The organism is Stenotrophomonas maltophilia R551-3 (assembly GCF_000020665.1).
Taxonomy (GTDB): Bacteria; Pseudomonadota; Gammaproteobacteria; order Xanthomonadales; family Xanthomonadaceae; genus Stenotrophomonas; species Stenotrophomonas maltophilia_L.
In genome coordinates this window covers 2,180,312-2,196,679 of the sequence record NC_011071.1, presented here as the reverse complement: position 1 = coordinate 2,196,679, position 16,368 = coordinate 2,180,312, and the positions used below count along the sequence as shown (strand labels likewise).

Here is a 16,368-nt window from a genome sequence, read left to right as displayed (position 1 = left end):
ATGCGCCGATTCTGGGCCAACCTCATCGGCAACCAGCTGGTCTGGCTGTGCGCGGTGGCCGGTGCCGGCCGTGGCTGGCAATGGCCAGCGCTGTTCGCGGCAAGCCTCTACGTGGCCAGCCAGTTGCTGACATCCCCCAGGCCGGGCGTGGACCTTCGCCTGTTGCTGGTTGCGCTGGCCTGCGCCTGGCTGGTGGATGCCAGCGCAGCGGCCAGCGGAATGGTGCGCTATGCAGCGGCATCGCTTGGCTGGGCACCGCCGCCGTGGATCATGGCGCTGTGGGCCGCGTTCGCGATGACGCTGACCACCTCGATGCGCTTCCTGCTACGGCACCCCGCATTGCCGATCCTGTTCGGCCTGCTGCTCGCGCCACTGGCCTATCTCTCGGCCTCCCGGGGGTTCGATGCGGTGCACTTCCAGGCGCCCGCCTGGCAGGGGCTGCTGGTGCTTGGCCTGGGCTGGAGCATCGCTCTGCCGCTGCTGTGTGCCACGGCCCGTCGCTGGTCGCGGCCTTCAGATCATCCACCACTTGCCGGAGCATCGTCATGATCAATCCAGGGTGGGTGCTGCTGTACGCAGTAGTGGTAATGAGCTGGGGCTGGGCCTGGCAGCGCCGCCACACCAACATCGGCGTGGTTGATGTGCTCTGGGCCAAAGGTGTCGGCGCTTCCGCTCTGCTGCTGGCACTGCTGGGCGATGGCGCGCTGATGCCACGGCTCGCGCTGGGGCTGCTGGGTGGACTGTGGGGCAGCCGCCTGGCCTTGCATCTCTGGCACCGGGTCCGTCACGAACAAGAGGACGGTCGCTACCGTTATCTGCGGGAACACTGGCACGGCCACCAAGGGAAAATCTTCGGCTTCTTCATGGCGCAGGCGCTGCTGATCGTCCTGTTCGCCCTGCCCTTCGTCGCGGTGGCGGCCAATCCAAGGCCGGGGCTGTCGCTGTGGGTGGTTGCCGGCGCAGGCGTCTGGCTGCTCAGCGTCGGCGGTGAGGCGCTGGCCGACCGGCAGCTGGCCCGGTTCCGGGCCGACCCGGCGAACAAGGGCCTGACCTGCCGCAAAGGGCTCTGGCGCTACTCGCGCCACCCCAACTACTTCTTCGAATGGCTGCACTGGTTCAGCTACGTGCTGCTGGCGGTGGGCTCACCACTGTGGTGGCTGGCGTGGTCCGGCCCGCTGCTGATGTATGTATTCCTGCGCTATCTGAGCGGCATTCCGTTCACCGAGAAGCAGGCCCTGCGTAGCCGCGGTGAAGACTACCGCGAGTACCAGCGCAGCACGTCGATGTTCTTTCCCTGGTTCCCCCGCACGTCCAAGGAGCATTCCGCATGAGCGCGATCCCGTCACTGAATCCGGCCGAAGATGCGGAGACCGGGCTGATCGCCTGGGCCGAACGCGGACTGGTGCCCGATGCGGCGCTGCGTGCGGGCATCCGCCGCTTGTGCGCGCAACGCCTGCATGAGGAAAGCGAGGGCGGCATCGAAGGCCAATCGGCACGCTTCAGCCGGCGCATCGCCGAGCTGGCCGACAGCCCACTCGCGCTGCATACCGAAGTGGCCAACCGCCAGCACTACGAAGTTCCCGCGGCCTTCTTCCAGGCCTGCCTGGGCAAGCGCCTGAAGTACAGCAGCTGCTACTACCCCACTGGCCGCGAGACGCTGGACCAGGCCGAAGACGCCATGCTGGCGCTGTACGGCCAACGCGCCGGCCTGGCCAACGGCCAGCAGATCCTTGAACTCGGCTGCGGCTGGGGCTCACTGACGCTGTGGATGGCCGAACGCTTCCCGCAGGCGCATATCACCGCCGTCTCCAACTCGCACAGCCAGCGCAGGCACATCATGGCGCAGTGCCAGGCACGCGGCCTGGGCAACGTCGAGGTGCTGACCTGCGACGTCAACGAGCTTGAGCTGCCAACGGCACAGTTCGACCGCTGCGTGTCGGTGGAGATGTTCGAACACGTACGCAACTATGAGCGGTTGCTGTCGGGCATCTCACGATGGCTGAAACCGGATGGCGCGCTGTTCGTGCACATCTTCGCCCACCGCACGCTGATGTATCCGTTCGAGACCAGCGGCGGCGACAACTGGATGGGCCGCCACTTCTTCACGGGCGGGCTGATGCCCGCCGCCGACACCCTGCTGCACTTCCAGCGCGACCTGCGGCTGGAACAGCGCTGGCTGCTGGATGGCAGTCACTACCAGCGCACCGCTGATCATTGGCTGGCCAACCAGGACGCCGCCCGCGAAGAGGTCATGCCTGTACTGGTCGCCACTTACGGTCAGGCCGCGGCAAAGATCTGGTGGCAGCGCTGGCGGATGTTCTGGATGGCCTGTGCCGAGCTGTTCGGCTACGACGATGGCCGGCAGTGGCTGGTGGCCCATTACCTGTTCCGCCCACGCTGAGGTGTGACATGCGCATTTTTCCGCTGCTTCCTCTGCTCGCAGTCGGCCTGTTCGGCGCAGGCTGCAGTTCCAGCGACACCCGGCCCCTGCCGCGGCCACCATCAGTGGATGTGCCGCGATTCATGGGCGACTGGTATGTGATCGCACACATTCCATCGCGCCCGGAACGCGAGGCCTTCGATGCGGTGGAAAGCTACGCGCTACGGCCGGATGGACGCATCCAGACCACCTTCACCTATCGCAAGGGCAGCTTCGATGCCCCACAGAAGTCGATGCATCCGATCGGCCGGGTGGAGAAAGAAGGAAACGGTGCGATCTGGGGCATGCAGTTCATCTGGCCGATCCAGGCCGAATACATCATCGCCTGGCTCGATGATGGCTACCGCCAGACCATTGTGGCCCGCAGCAAGCGCGACTACGTCTGGTACATGGCGCGTACGCCCCAGGTCTCGGAAAGCGACTACCAGCAGGCGGTGCAGCGCATTGCAGCGATGGGTTACGACACTGCCAGGTTGAGGCGGGTGCCGCAGTCGGTCCGCTGACCCGGTATCGATGAGTTCCATCCACTACACCAATGACGTTCGCGGAACCGATGCGCGTAACACATCGATTCTTAGGAATAATCGCAAAAATCCCGGAAATTCGATGCCCGGCGTGACAGTGACGCCAAAATGATGACCACGCCCATGGGCGCTGATCACCTCCCTGCGCATGAATGGACATCCTGCACCGCGCCGGCTGCGCCTGGCGCTTCTGGACGACCATGAAGTCGTCCGTCGCGGCATCGCCCTGCACCTCAACCGCGACCGCCGCTTCACCATCGTCGCCAGCCACTCCCTCAGCGAAGACCTCATCACCACCCTGCATCGGCTGCCCGTCGATGTGGCGATCATCGACCTGAGCCTGGCCCCCGACGACCGCGGTAGCGCCGAGTTGATCCCCCTGCTGCGCGAGACCTTTCCCCACATCCCACTGCTCGCTTTCGCCACGCTTTCACCCGCAACCAACCTCAGCCACCTGATCAATGCCGGCATCGGCGGCGTCGTCGGCAAGGCCGAGCCGCTGCCGATGCTGTCAGAGGCCATTGTGTGCGTGCATCAGGGACTCGGCCGCCTGCCACCTGACTTCATCCTGCCTGCCGACTGCAGTGAACTCAGCCGCAATGAACGCGAGGTGCTGGAACTGCTGCTCACCGGGCTCACCGTGTCCGAGATCGCGCTGCGCCGGCACCGGAGCGTCAAGACCGTCAGCACCCAGAAAATTGCCGCGCTGCGCAAGCTTGGCCTGCGCAACGACGCCGAGATCTACGCCATGCGCCCACACGCGAGCCCGCCGTGAGCAGGCAGGACCGATCGCGCCTGCGCACCTCCCTCGCCCTGCTGCTGGTTCTTCTGCTGCTGCCGGCGGCATCTGCGGAAGATGTCCGATCACAACGCTGGGGGCCAGGAAGCGAGGTACGGGTTGCCACGGCCCCATCCATGCGTCCGATACCCGCTGCACTTGCAGAGACAGCGCCATTTCCCACGCTCGCCCACGGCTATGCAGGCCTGGTAGCGCGGCATGCACAACTGCGTTTCCTGGACCTGCCCTATCCCACCACCGCCGCATCGGTGGCCGCCGTCTGTGGCCGCGACGCCGACCTGGTACTGGTGATGGGCGGCTCCGGACACCCGCAACTCCCCTGTCCAGAGCTGGTTGCCTCCGCCCCGTTTCGCGGTGGCCGGACGGTCCTCGCCGGGCAACCCGGCCGTTGGCTGCCACGCGGCTTGCCTGATCTGGAGGGGAAGATCCTGGCGGTGGTTGAGGGTGGACCCTACGCTGGCTGGTTGGGTACACATCATCCACGGATCCATCTACTGCAGCTTCCGGATCGTCACGCGGCACTCGCGGCGGTCGTTGCCGGTACCGCCGATGCCGCGATCGGCTTGGAGACGACGCTGCGACCAATGACCCGCCGCTATTTCAGTGGTGACCTGCTGCTGCAACCGATCAGCAGCGATTTCTCCACCGACCTGCATCTGCTCGCCCGTCGGGAGGACAGGCACCTGCTTGAACGCATCGACCGGGGCCTGCGCGACATCACGCTGGAAGAGCACGCTGGCCTGCTGCATCTCTGGGCGCAGCAGATGCTGCCCGCATCGGTGGAGCGGGCACTGGGCTGGATGCGGTCACCACCACCGGCCTGGTTGCTGGCATTGATCGCCGCGCTGGCCGGGCTTCCACTTCTCTGGCATCCGCTGCGCCGTCGCTTCAGCCGCAGCGAGCGCGACCGTGCACGCGCGATCGGCATGATCAGCCATGAGGTGCGCAATGCCGCGCAGACGCTGTTGGGCTCGATCACCCCGCTGCACCAGGCCCATTCGCCAGAGGGCCGCCGCGAACTACTCGCGGCGATGGCTGCCGCAGGACGCTCCCTGCGCGGACTGCTGGACCGCTCGCTGGATTTTTCGCGCCTCGCCAGTGGTGGCTTCATGCCGCAGGTACAAGCCTGCGATGTCGCACTGCTCTGCAACCAATCGCTGGATGCGATCCGCGTGCTCGCACGCAGGAAGGGCCTGGAGCTCAGGCTGGACTGCACTGCAGCGCCGGCGCCGCTGGTCCTGCTGGATCCCGATGCGCTGCGCCAGATCGTCGACAACCTGCTCGGCAATGCGCTGAAGTTCACCGACGTCGGCGGCATCGATCTGCGCGTGCAGCTGCGGCCACCAACGCGCCCGCATGAGCTGCTGCTGGATGTGATCGACAGCGGCATTGGCATCCCTGCTGCGCAGGCTACATCCCTGTTCCAACCCTTCCGGCAGGGTGAGGACGGGCTGCGGCGCGGCGGCAGCGGACTGGGGCTGGTGATCGCGCGCGAACTGGCCCGCTCGATGGGCGGCGATCTGACTGTTCACAGCGTCCACGGACGCGGCAGCCGATTCACCCTGCGCCTGCCGGTGCGGATCGCCCGGTCCCACCCGCCGACTGCGACGGTGGCCGCTCATGAGCAGCCGCTTGCTGGCCTGGATCTGTTGCTGGTCGAAGACCATGATCTCAACCGCCGCCTCATGGCCGCCCAGCTGCAGCGTTTGGGGGCGGATGTGCATGCGCTTGCCGATGCCAGCGACGCACTGGAAGAGCAGGCGCGTCGACCGCGCAGCACGGTGCTGCTCGACATCGGGCTTCACGACATGGATGGCTATGCGCTGGCCCGCCGGCTGCGTGCGCGTGCGCACACGCCCTTGCGGTTGATCGCATTGTCGGCACGCGCGGGCCGCCGCCATGCGGCGCGCTGTCGCGAGGCGGGATTCGACGCGGTGCTGGCCAAGCCACTGCAGATCGCCAAGCTGCTGCAGGTGCTGGCGTTGCCAGCGCTACGGGGCCACGCTGCACCCTCCAGCACGGCATGCATTGACTCCGCCTATGCGGCCGACATCAGCACGGAACTGGCTGCCATCGAGCGCGCCGTTACCGGCGCCGCTCCGGATGCACTGCGCCACCACGCGCATCGCCTGCAAGGTACGCTGCAGATCTGTGGCGCAACGACACAAGCCGATATCGCGGCCGAACTGTGGGAGCTGGGGCGTATGGCCGCGCCTGACTGGGTCGAGGCGCGGCGACTGCTGCAGGGATTGCAGCAGTGGCACGGCTCCCGCAAAGCGGAAGCCGCACCATCGGCATGATCAGGCCGCCAGGCGCTCGACCTGGCGACGGGTCAGGTCGTTGAAGCGACCCAGCGACATCAGGTGCTGGTGGATCAGCGCCAGCCAGCCGCTGCGGTGCCACTCGACCACAGTGGCTTCCGGCAGTGCGACGAACTTCTCGACATCCACGACCTGGAAGCCGTTGAGGTTGAACTCGCGGCCATCCGGAGTACGCACGGTGGCGTTGCGTTCAACCAGCAGGCCGTTGTCGATCAGCGCCTTGGAGAAGGCCTGGGTCTGTTCGTGCTCGCGGGTGAACTGGCCGCAGAACTCCAGCGCCTGCTGCACCATCTCGGTGGCCTTGCCATCGACGAACAGCGGCTGGCCTTCGTCACCACCCTTGACCACGCGCGGGTTCTCTTCATCGATGCCCAGCAGGAAATCGTTGTCCGCGCCGGTGTCGATGAAGATGAAGGGATGGCGACGCAGGTAGGCCGGGATATAGGCCTCGTCTTCCCACAGTCCGTCCTTGATGAACAGGTTCTCTTCCGACACGCCGACGGCCGCCATCGGCACCGCGGTCGGACCGGCGAACAGGATCGGGAAGTGGTGCAGCGCCAGCGAGAACTCGCCGAGCACCAGCGGAATGGCGTTGTTGCCAGCGGCAAACTCGAGCCTGCCCGGCAGGATGCGCAGGTCGGCGTGCACATCGGCCTGCAGCGGCACCGGACGGGTGTAGAACAGGGGGGTGCCGGTCGGCGCCGCTTCGGTGGTGGTGTCGCTGGTGGTGGTCATCTTGGGAACCGTTCGATCATGCGCGCCTGCCATCCCGGGCGCGCCAGCGGGAACAACCTGAATCCCGCATTATCAACAAGCTCGATGACAACGGCCACCCCACCGACGACCTATTTCAGCTGCAGGGGGTAGCGTTGCCAGAGAACGTGGACCAGAAAGCCGGCCAGCTCGGTATCGCGGGCGCTGACCGCAGCGCGGATCTTGTCCAGCAACACCATGTCGCTGCAGGCGCGCACATCGGCGTGGTTGGCCTGCCCGGCCCGGCGCGCCCGGTAGCGCGCGGCCCGCTGTGCGTCGCTCATTGCGTACCCGAACTTGGGCGGACGGCCGCGTTTGCGCGGCAGGGTCAGCTCAAGGGTTCCGGGGTCTTTGTCATCACGCATGAGAGGGGTGCGGGCGGCGGCGAGCAACGGGGGGTGCGCAATTTATCGTGAGGCATCACTTTAATCCAGCTTTTTCTGCAGTTTTGTTGCAATGCAGTGCAAATATTCGCGTGTCGATGCGGATTCATCATTCGCGCCGCTTCGCAGTAGCGAAGCGCAATGCGTGGATACGGAACCCCACCAACGCCTACAAAAAAGGGGAGCCCGCTCACGGGCTCCCCTCGCCTTTCCTCACGCAGCGCGTACCGGCTCGTAGCCGTGCAGGTGCGCCTCGCTGCTCGCCCGACCCTGGCTGAGCGAACGCAGTGCAGTGGTGTAGCCCACCAGCTGCGCCAGCGGCGCAAAGCCGCTGACTTCGGCGCGACCTTCCTGGTCTTCGATGCGGGCAATACGGCCATGGCGACGGTTGAGGTCGCCCACCACATCACCCACCGACGCCGATGGCGAATGCACCGTCACCGCCATTACCGGCTCCAGCAGCTGCGTGCCACCCTCGGCCAGCGCCGCCTTGATCGCCTCGGCACCGGCGCGATGGAACGCCATTTCCGAAGAGTCCTTGGCGTGGGTCTGGCCATCGACAAGACTGACCTCGATACCGACCACCGGATGGCCCTGCGGGCCTTCCGACAGCGCCGCACGCACGCCCTTCTCCACGGCGTTGATGAAGCTGCGCGGTACCACGCCACCGACGATGCGGTCGTTGAACACCACCTGGCCGTCCTCGCGCGGCGACACATCCAGCACCACGTGCGCGAACTGGCCCTGGCCACCGGTCTGCTTGACCAGCCGGCCCACAACCCCGGCCATCGCACGCATCGGCGTTTCCTGGTAGGCCACACGCGGCGCACCTACGCCTACGTCGACCTTCCATTCGCTGCGCAGACGCTCGACCATCACCTCCAGGTGCAACTCGCCCATGCCCCAGACCAGGGTCTCCGCCGTGTCGCGATCGGTCTCGACGCGGAACGACGGATCTTCCTGGGCCAGGCTGGCCAGGCCCTGCGCCATCCGGATCAGGTCGGCCGCGCGCGCCGGTTCCAGCCGCCACGCCAGCACCGGTGCCTGTGCCTGGATGCTCTCCAGGCGCAGCGGCTGCGCGCGGTCGCTCAGCGTTTCACCGCTGACCGCATCCTTCCAGCCCAGCACCGCGACGATGTCACCGGCCACGGCCTGCTCGATGTCATGGGTCTGGTCGGCCTGCACCCGCACCAGGCGGCTGACACGCCGCCCCTGCGGATGCTGCGAACTGGCCACCGCATCGCCGACCTTCAAGGTGCCCGAGTACAGCCGCACGAAGCTCAGCGCGCCGTGCTGCTGGTGGGTGATCTTGAACAGCAGGCCGGCCAGCGGACCGTCCGGATCCGGCGGCAACACCACGTCACCACCTTCGCTTTCGGCGGTCACGGCAGGGCGATCCAGCGGCGACGGCAGGTAATCGACCACCGCATCCAGCAGCGTCTCGATGCCCTTGTCCTTGAACGCGGCACCGGCCAGCACCGGCACGCCTGCACCGGCCAGCGTCGCCCGTCGGATCGCCGCCCGCAGCAGTTCCGCATCGATCACGCGACCCTCCAGCCAGGCATCAGCCAGCAGTTCGTCGTGGTCGGCCACGGCCTCGACCAGTGCGTCGCGTTGCGGCTGCCACAGGGTGCGCGCCGCGTCGTCCCACGGGGTCACCGTGGTTGCGGCGCCATCCTGCCACTGCAGCACGCGCTCATCGACCAGGTCGACCCAGCCGTTGAAGTCGCTTTCGCTGCCCAACGGCACGCCGAGCGCCCACGGCCGCGCCCTCAGCTTGTCCTGCAGCTGCTCCAGCACGCGCTCGAACGAAGCGCCGACGCGGTCCATCTTGTTGACGAACGCGATCAGCGGCACGCGATGGCGACGCGCTTGGCGCCACACGGTTTCCGACTGCGGCTGCACTCCATCCACGGCCGAAAACACAGCCACGGCTCCGTCGAGCACGCGCAGCGAACGCTCAACTTCAATGGCGAAGTCGATGTGGCCGGGAGTGTCGATCAGGGTCAGCCGATGCGGCGGCAGGTCGCGCGGCGCCCACTGCGCCTGCACGGCGGCGGCGCCGATGGTGATGCCACGTTCGCGCTCGATCGCCGAGAAATCGGTGGTCGCATTGCCGTCGTGCACTTCGCCGACGCGATGGATCTCGCCGCTTTTCCACAGCAGGCGTTCGGTCAGCGTGGTCTTGCCGGCGTCGATGTGGGCAATGATGCCGAGGTTGCGACGGCGGGAAAGGACTTGGGTGTTCATGAGAAAGGTTCCTGCAAAGCCAACTTCGGGGGCCGCGCACCCCGGTTGGCGACAGGGCGCGCGGCTAGCGTTCGGTCTCGGCGATCTGGTGCATGGCACGTTCTCCTTGGGTACTGGGTAGGGTCGACTGGGTAGAGTCGACTGTTGGTCGACTTGCGGGAAATCAGAAACGAAAAGAGCGCCCCGGAGGGCGCTCTGTCGAAGGTCCAGCGATGGCCGATTCAACGGCCTCGTGGGGCTCCAGGCAGACACGCCCGTTCCGCGCTTGCGCGGGTCAGGGTGAAAAACTTCAGGAGCGGCATCCGGTTCATGGGGCGCATTCTAGACCTGCCAATCTGGCGCGCAAGTGAATATTGCGCACATTAATAGAACAATGAGGCCGACGGGTCTCGGGGTCGGATCCCTTTGCCACGGGCAAAGGGCTCTGACCCCAGCTCAGCTCACTTGCACTCATGCAGCTTGCGCGCCTCAGCCACGGTTGCAGCCTGGTCGTCCCCCATCGAGATCCATCCCTTCAACGACATCGCCGGATCCACCTGCGCCTGGCGCGGGCCGCCATGGACCACCACCTCGGTCCAGCTGCCGACCGGCGCCAGCTCCGACAGTCGCGCCGCCTGGTCGTCTTCGGTACTGAACATGTCGTCCGGCTCCGCAGGCTTGGCCTTGTTCACGGTCTCGGTCTTGCGTGCCCGGATCCGCAGCGCGCCATCGGCCATGCGCTGGGTGGTGATGTCATGGCGTTCCACCCCGTAGGCCCAGCTGCTCTCACCCGCGCGACGGGTCTCGCTGCCGTCGTCCGCCACCACCACCGCATCCCCCGCCGCTTCGGCCACGGCCGCAAGCGAACCCAGGCCGGACATCATTGCCTGATAGGCAATCATCTGCCGCTGTTCAGCGGCCAGCGCAACGTCACCTGCCTTGCCGGCAGGAATCTGCAGGTACACCGCCTCCCTGCATAGCATCAGCACCTGCTGGTCATCCCAGCTGACGAGCACTTCATCACTGGCGAAATAGCGGGTCGTCACCGGAACCACCGGAGCACTCCCGCCGGCGGAATACCGGCTCTCGATCAGCGAGGCCTGCTCGGCGGCCTTGATCAGGGAGACCGAGGATGCGGACGCGGTGCTGGCGGCGCATACGGAGGCGACCATTGCCGAGAGCAGCACGCCATGTGAAACAGTACGGATCATTGCATCAGTCCATTGAAGAGAACGAACCGCACATCATACGTCGCCAGGCAGAGCACGTTGATGCTCAGGTCACCACCACCAGTGGCACCCCACGCCTTGGGTGCTCCAGCACCACCACATCCTGCTGGTAGACACGCTGCAGGTTGTCTTCGGTGAGCACCTGCAACGGCGTGCCATCGGCCGCCACCCTGCCCTGCTCCAGCAGCACGATGCGGTCGGCATAGCCCGCGGCCAGATTGAGGTCGTGCAGCACCACGATCACGCACGCACCGGCTTCGGCACAGGCGCGCACACTGCGCAGCGTGCGTTCCTGGTGACGCAGATCCAGCGCTGCGGTTGGCTCATCCAGCAGCAGCAGCGGCGTGTCCTGCGCCAGCACGCGCGCGAACGTGGTCCGTGCCGATTCACCGCCCGACAGCTGCTGCACCTCGCGCAGGCGCAGCGCCTGCAGTTCAGCGGCATCGATGGCCGCTTCCACCTGGGCGTCGTCCACGGCTGGATCCGGCGGATGCGGCAGCCGCCCCATCGCAACCACTTCTTCCACGCTGAAGGCGAAGCGCACGCCGTGCTCCTGGGGCATCACTGCACGCTCGCGCGCCAGTGGCCCGGCCTTGTAACCAGCCAACGGCTTGCCGAGCAGGCTTACTTCGCCAGCGTCGGCACGCAGGTCACCTGCCGCCACAGCCAGCAACGTGGACTTGCCCGCGCCATTCGGGCCGACCAGCGCGGTCACCGTTCCCGGTTCGAACGCGAGCGAAATGCCGTGCAGGATCTCGCGCTGCTGGCGACGGACCACCACCTCGTGCAGCTTCAACAACACGCTCATGGTGCGGCCTTGCGGCGCTGCTGCAGCACCAGCCACAGGAAGAACGGTGCGCCCAGTGCGGCCGAAAACAGGCCCAGCGGAATCTCCGCCGGCGGATCCAATGTGCGCGCGGCGGTGTCGGCCACCACGATCAGCAGTGCGCCCAGCAGGCCTGACAACGGCAGCAACCAGCGATGGCCAGGGCCGACCAGCAGGCGCGCCACGTGCGGCACCACCAGGCCGACGAAACTGATCGAGCCGGCAAACGCCACCGCCGCACCCACCAGCAGCGCACTGAACGCCACCAGGCGGCGACGCGTGCGGGTGACATCCAGCCCGAGGTGCTGTGCCTGGCGCTCACCCAGCGCCAGCATGTCCAGCGGCGTGGCCAATCGCTGCAGCGCGAACACACCGATGGCGAACAACGGCACCACCGCTGCCACATCGGCCCAGTTGGCGCGGGCCAGCGAGCCCATCTGCCAGAACACCAGCGACTGCAGCTCGCTTTCGCTGGCGATATATGTGAGGAAACCGATCAGCGCCGAGCAGAACGCGGCCATCGCGATACCGACCAGCAGCAGCGTGGCGTTGCCCGTGCCCTTGCCGGGCCGGGCCAATGCGTAGGTCAGGCCGATTGCCAGTGCGCCGCCAGCGAACGCGGCCACCGGCACCAGCCAGCCAGCCGCACCGGCAGCGCCGAGCACGATGGCGGCGACCGCACCCAGCGCGGCGCCCTGGCTGACACCGACAATGCCGGGATCGGCCAGCGGATTGCCGAACAGGCCCTGCAGGCTGGCACCGGCCATCGCCAGCGACGCACCGACCATCGCGCCCAACAGCGCGCGCGGAATACGCAGCTGCCAGACCACGGCGAGGTCGCGGCTGCTGACCGCCTGCGGATCGAGCAGGCCCAGCTTCACCGCCAACGCCTGCATCACCTCCATCGGCGGCAGCCGCAGCGGGCCCACGGCGAACGAGGCCAGCACTGCCCCCAGCAGTGCCAGCAACGCCACCAGCAACATCGTCCGCCCGCGACGGCGGCGCCGATCCGCCGGACTCATGCCTTCGGCAACGCCGCCAGAGCCTTGGCCAGCGCCAGCGCACCAGCACCTGATCCGACACTGGTGTACTTCAGCTGCACATCCGGCATCACCCAGACCCGATTGGCCTGCCCGGCCGGGGTCTGCTTCAGCGTCGGGTACGCCTTCCACAGGCCCTCGGCACCACCGAACAGCTGCAGGTCATGCTCGGTCACCAGGATCACCTCCGGTGCGGCAGCGACTACGCCCTCATTGCTGAGCTGCGAGTAGTTCTTCACCCCCGCCTCGGTGCCGATGTTGACACCACCAGCCAGTGCGATCAGCTGCGCCGATGCGCTGTCGGCACCCGCAACAGTCGGTGAGCCACCGGCGCCGGTGGCCGACACGTGGATCAGTCGTGGCGCATGGCCCAGGCCCTTGCCAATCGCTGCAGCCTCATCGAGCTGACGCTGCACCTGCGTGGCAAGTGTCTGCCCTGCCTCGGCCAGCCCTAGTGCGGCGGCGACCTTGCGCACCTTGTCCGGCGCCGGCTGCAGGTCATCGATGACCACCGCCGGTTCGCCCACCTCACGCAGCTTCTTCGCCAGCTCGGTGTGGCGGCGCAGGCTGTTGCCGAGGAACAGCGAGCCCTGCAGGCTCAGCACGCCCTCCACGCCAGTGGTGCGGTTGAACAGGAACTGGTGCGGGGCAGCCAGGCCAGCCTGGGTGGTGGTATTGGTCGGCGCGGCGAACACCTGCTTGTCCAGTCCCAGCGCCTCGATCACCGCGATCACGTCGTCACCACCGGCGATGATGCGGCTGGTATCGGCCACCTCGACGTCGGCGCCGTCATCGGAATGCACCTTGGCCGGCAGCACTGCCTTCTGGTCGCGCACGGCCGGCATATCGGTGCCGGCCACGCGCTGCCAGCCTGCAGGCAACGCAACTTCGCCAGCCGCGGTTGCGGCGGCGGCGGGCTCAACCGGCTTGCCGCTGTCCGAGGGCGTCGATGAACCGCCACAGGCGGCCAGTGCCAGCGAGACAGCCAACGGAAGCGCACACAGGCGCAGACGGGACGCGATGTTCATGCTTGTTCTCCTTGCTGGCGGGGCGACGTGCACGCCGCCCCGCCGTGTGACTTACTGCTTCGGGGTGATGCGGGTGATGCGGTCACCCTTCGGGTCTTCGGCGCCGCGCGACTTGTTCACCGCGAACACGTTGCCCTTGCCATCGGCACGGACGTGGTTCGGCAGCGTGCCGCCGTCGAGGTTGGCGACCACCTTGCCGTCACCGTTCACCACGGTGACCGTGCCAGCGCCACGGTTGCTGACGTAGGCCAGGCCGGAGGCATCATCGAAGGCGACGTTCAGCGCACCGGCACCGACCGGCACGTCATGCAGCACCTTGCCGGCGGCCACATCGACGATCAGCAGGTTATCGGTGCCCTGCGAGGCCACGTACAGGCGGTTGCGCGCTGCGTCGAAGGCCACGCCCGAGGCGCTGATCGAATTGCCCAGGTCAATGACCTTCTCGACCTTGCCGCTGGCCACGTCGATCATCGCCGCTTCCGGGGTGCCGATGCTGACGGTGAACAGCTTGCCGCCCTTCTCGTCCAGCACAAGGCTCATCGGGGTGAACTTGCCGTCGTCCACGCCGGACTCCAGCGTCACCGCCGGCAGCTCCTTGAGGGTCTTGGCGTCGAACACCGACAGGTGGTCCTCACCCGTGGCCGAGGCAAACACCTTGCCGTGGGTGCCATCAACCACCACGTCGCGCGCATGCGGCACGGCATCGACCGGGAACTGATGGACCAGCGACAGGTCCTTCTGGCGGTAGACCGCGATGGAGTTCTGGCGGGTGTTGGTGACCCACACATTGCCGTTGGTGTCATCCACGCCGACACCGTAGACCGCGTACACCGCACCATTGGTGCTGCCCGGCACCTGCGCCGGGGTGATCGCCTTGGTCACCTTCAGCGACTTCGGGTCCAGCTTCAGCAGCTGCGACTGGGTCACCGGCGGGCGGCCCACGGCCGAGGTCACGAATACCGCGTTGCTGGCGGCGCTGTAGGCGGACTGGTACAGGCCCGGCACCAGCTTGTTGGACTGGGTGACGAACTGCGCCTGGCCGGACAGCGGCAGCTGCGGCGAGACGCGCAGCTTCAGCACGGTGGCTGCAGCCGGCTGGCTGGCGCGCACCACCACCGGGTGGGTACCCGGCACGGCATCGGCCGGAATGCTCAGCTGGGTCTTGAAGTTGCCATCGGCATCGACCACCAGCGGCTGCGTGTTGAGCACGCTGTCGCCACGCAGCAGGCTGACTTTCTGGCCCGGCACGAAACCGCGACCGACCACGTCGGCAGTGCTGCCGGGAACCACGTTCTCACCGCGCGAGACGACCTCGCCCTTGAAGGTGGCGTTGGCCGGCTGATCGAACACCGGCTGTGCGGTGGCGGTTACGGCCAGCAACAGGCCAGCGGCGAGAGAAGTGAGACGGAAAGACGGACGGAACGACATGGAAGGCTCCTTGCACACGTAGGCCGCGCCACGTGACGCGGGATTCATCGGTTGCCTGGGCCGCTGCACATCGGCAGCCTCGCCTGGGTAGTGGGGTCGCATGCCTTGGCATGCGAAGGGATTCATTCGGCGGCGTTGTCACCACCATTGGGCGCGCCGTCACCGGCGCTGCGGTCGGTCACGCCGTACAGCTCATGCAGCGCAGCGTGGAACGACGCGGGCAGCATCGGGCCATGGCCGAGGCCGGGGAACTCGCGGTACTGCACGCGCATGCCCGGCAGCTTGCCCAAGCGCTCGGACAGCTGCATGGCAGCATCCGGGGTGGCCCCACCGATACGACGCAGGTGCGCGACCACGCGTGGGTTGTTCATGTCGCGCTTGCCGCGATCACCGACGCGCTCGGCGCCACCCAGCATCAGCCACAGCTTCGCCGGCTGCCCATGCGCGTTCTGCACGAACTGCTGTTCCGGATCACCCAGCGCCGCACCCTGGCTCCACCACAGCGACGGACTGGCCGCCAGATAGGACTGGAACGCCGCCGGACGCGTGTACAGCGCATTGAGCACGAACAACCCGCCCAGCGAGTGCCCCCACAACGCTTGCTGCTGCGCGTCGATGCGTGCACGACGCTCGACTTCGGGCTTGATGCGGCGTTCGATTACGTCGAGGAAAGCGGCGGCACCACCGCCGACTGCCTGCGTGCTGCCGCTCTCATCGTCTGCACGGTCGATCCATGCGGTGTAGTCGCGGGTGCGCGCCTTGGAATCGATGCGCAGGTCGTTGTCGTAACCGATCAGCACCAGTACCGGCGGCGCCTTGCGTGCCGCCAGCTCGGCCAGCAGCGGCTGGTCCAGCACCATCGCCACCGCATTGCCATCCAGCGCGTACAACACCGGCAGCGGCGCCTTGCCGGCCTTGGCCGGGATCGCCACATTCACCCGCCAGCGGCGTTGCTGGTCGGGGCTGTCCACCACGAAATGCTCGAAGCGATAGCTGGCCGCCGGCTCGTCGAGCACGGTGTGGCCGATCTTCTGCAGCGGATTGCGCTGCTGGGCGTGGGCGTACGGGGTGGCCAGGAGCAGACCCATCATCAAGGCGGCCAGGCCGCGGGCCAGCGGACCACGGCGCGAAGGCAGGACGAAATGCTTCATCAGCGGCGGCAGAAGCGGCCCAGGGCCGCCGGTTCACAAGGGACCGCAGTCTACCTTAAACGCGAATGATTATCACATCGATAGAACGTCACGCTGTGTATCACGCGCGCGACGACCCGGTTGCGCTGGGCACGGCATTTCCCCTATTTTGCCGGCCACCGGGGCATTGGATCGCCCCGCTTACAGCGCAGCCATGGAGGGCGGGCAGTCTGCCGCC

15 protein-coding genes are annotated in these 16,368 nt (G+C 67.0%); 6 read left to right on the top strand and 9 right to left on the bottom strand.

The features are described from left to right. The 6 genes from SMAL_RS09985 (at position 1) to SMAL_RS09960 (ending at position 6,063) form a co-directional block, all read left to right on the top strand. A complete protein-coding gene (locus SMAL_RS09985) occupies positions 1 to 549 on the top strand; it encodes a DUF2878 domain-containing protein (protein ID WP_041864516.1) in 549 nt (182 codons plus the stop codon). Then, positions 546 to 1,331, top strand: coding sequence for a DUF1295 domain-containing protein (locus SMAL_RS09980; protein ID WP_012511020.1), 786 nt, complete (start codon positions 546 to 548; stop codon positions 1,329 to 1,331). Before SMAL_RS09985 ends, SMAL_RS09980 begins: the two co-directional genes overlap by 4 nt. After that, the gene (locus SMAL_RS09975) at positions 1,328 to 2,401 is read left to right on the top strand and encodes an SAM-dependent methyltransferase (protein WP_012511019.1); all 1,074 of its coding nucleotides are present in this window, start codon (positions 1,328 to 1,330) and stop codon (positions 2,399 to 2,401) included. Before SMAL_RS09980 ends, SMAL_RS09975 begins: the two co-directional genes overlap by 4 nt. 8 nt (positions 2,402 to 2,409) lie before the next feature. Further along, positions 2,410 to 2,943 carry a lipocalin family protein gene (locus tag SMAL_RS09970; RefSeq protein ID WP_012511018.1) on the top strand — a complete coding sequence of 178 codons (534 nt, stop codon included), beginning with the start codon at positions 2,410 to 2,412 and terminating at the stop codon, positions 2,941 to 2,943. A gap of 169 nt (positions 2,944 to 3,112) precedes the next feature. Continuing rightward, on the top strand, positions 3,113 to 3,739 hold the full coding sequence (locus SMAL_RS09965) for a LuxR C-terminal-related transcriptional regulator (protein ID WP_012511017.1): 627 nt from the start codon (positions 3,113 to 3,115) through the stop codon (positions 3,737 to 3,739). 140 nt (positions 3,740 to 3,879) lie between these two features. Further along, entirely contained in the window at positions 3,880 to 6,063 is a 2,184-nt protein-coding gene (locus SMAL_RS09960; RefSeq protein WP_012511016.1) for an ATP-binding protein, read from the top strand. Here SMAL_RS09960 and SMAL_RS09955 read toward each other — a convergent pair whose 3' ends face one another. From SMAL_RS09955 to SMAL_RS09915, 9 genes are all read right to left on the bottom strand, one after another. After that, positions 6,064 to 6,819: a SapC family protein gene (locus SMAL_RS09955; RefSeq protein ID WP_012511015.1), complete on the bottom strand. Its 756-nt coding sequence runs from the start codon at positions 6,817 to 6,819 to the stop codon at positions 6,064 to 6,066. Positions 6,820 to 6,929: 110 nt separating this feature from the next. Further along, on the bottom strand, positions 6,930 to 7,202 hold the full coding sequence (locus SMAL_RS09950) for a hypothetical protein (RefSeq protein ID WP_006366874.1): 273 nt from the start codon (positions 7,200 to 7,202) through the stop codon (positions 6,930 to 6,932). Positions 7,203 to 7,433: 231 nt separating this feature from the next. After that, entirely contained in the window at positions 7,434 to 9,470 is a 2,037-nt protein-coding gene (fusA, locus tag SMAL_RS09945) for an elongation factor G (RefSeq protein WP_012511014.1), read from the bottom strand. A 440-nt stretch (positions 9,471 to 9,910) separates the two neighbouring features. Continuing rightward, entirely contained in the window at positions 9,911 to 10,660 is a 750-nt protein-coding gene (locus tag SMAL_RS09940; RefSeq protein WP_012511013.1) for a hypothetical protein, read from the bottom strand. Positions 10,661 to 10,724: 64 nt separating this feature from the next. Next, positions 10,725 to 11,486: a heme ABC transporter ATP-binding protein gene (locus SMAL_RS09935; protein WP_006366865.1), complete on the bottom strand. Its 762-nt coding sequence runs from the start codon at positions 11,484 to 11,486 to the stop codon at positions 10,725 to 10,727. Continuing rightward, positions 11,483 to 12,526 carry a FecCD family ABC transporter permease gene (locus SMAL_RS09930; protein WP_012511012.1) on the bottom strand — a complete coding sequence of 348 codons (1,044 nt, stop codon included), beginning with the start codon at positions 12,524 to 12,526 and terminating at the stop codon, positions 11,483 to 11,485. The genes SMAL_RS09935 and SMAL_RS09930 overlap by 4 nt, the downstream gene beginning before the upstream one ends. Further along, complete coding sequence (locus SMAL_RS09925) at positions 12,523 to 13,572, bottom strand: heme/hemin ABC transporter substrate-binding protein (RefSeq protein ID WP_012511011.1); 1,050 nt, start codon at positions 13,570 to 13,572, stop codon at positions 12,523 to 12,525. Before SMAL_RS09925 ends, SMAL_RS09930 begins: the two co-directional genes overlap by 4 nt. Before the next feature lie 51 nt (positions 13,573 to 13,623). Next, the gene (locus SMAL_RS09920; protein WP_012511010.1) at positions 13,624 to 15,000 is read right to left on the bottom strand and encodes a YncE family protein; all 1,377 of its coding nucleotides are present in this window, start codon (positions 14,998 to 15,000) and stop codon (positions 13,624 to 13,626) included. A gap of 122 nt (positions 15,001 to 15,122) precedes the next feature. Beyond that, positions 15,123 to 16,151 carry an alpha/beta hydrolase gene (locus tag SMAL_RS09915; RefSeq protein ID WP_012511009.1) on the bottom strand — a complete coding sequence of 343 codons (1,029 nt, stop codon included), beginning with the start codon at positions 16,149 to 16,151 and terminating at the stop codon, positions 15,123 to 15,125. Between the last annotated feature and the right edge of the window lie 217 nt (positions 16,152 to 16,368).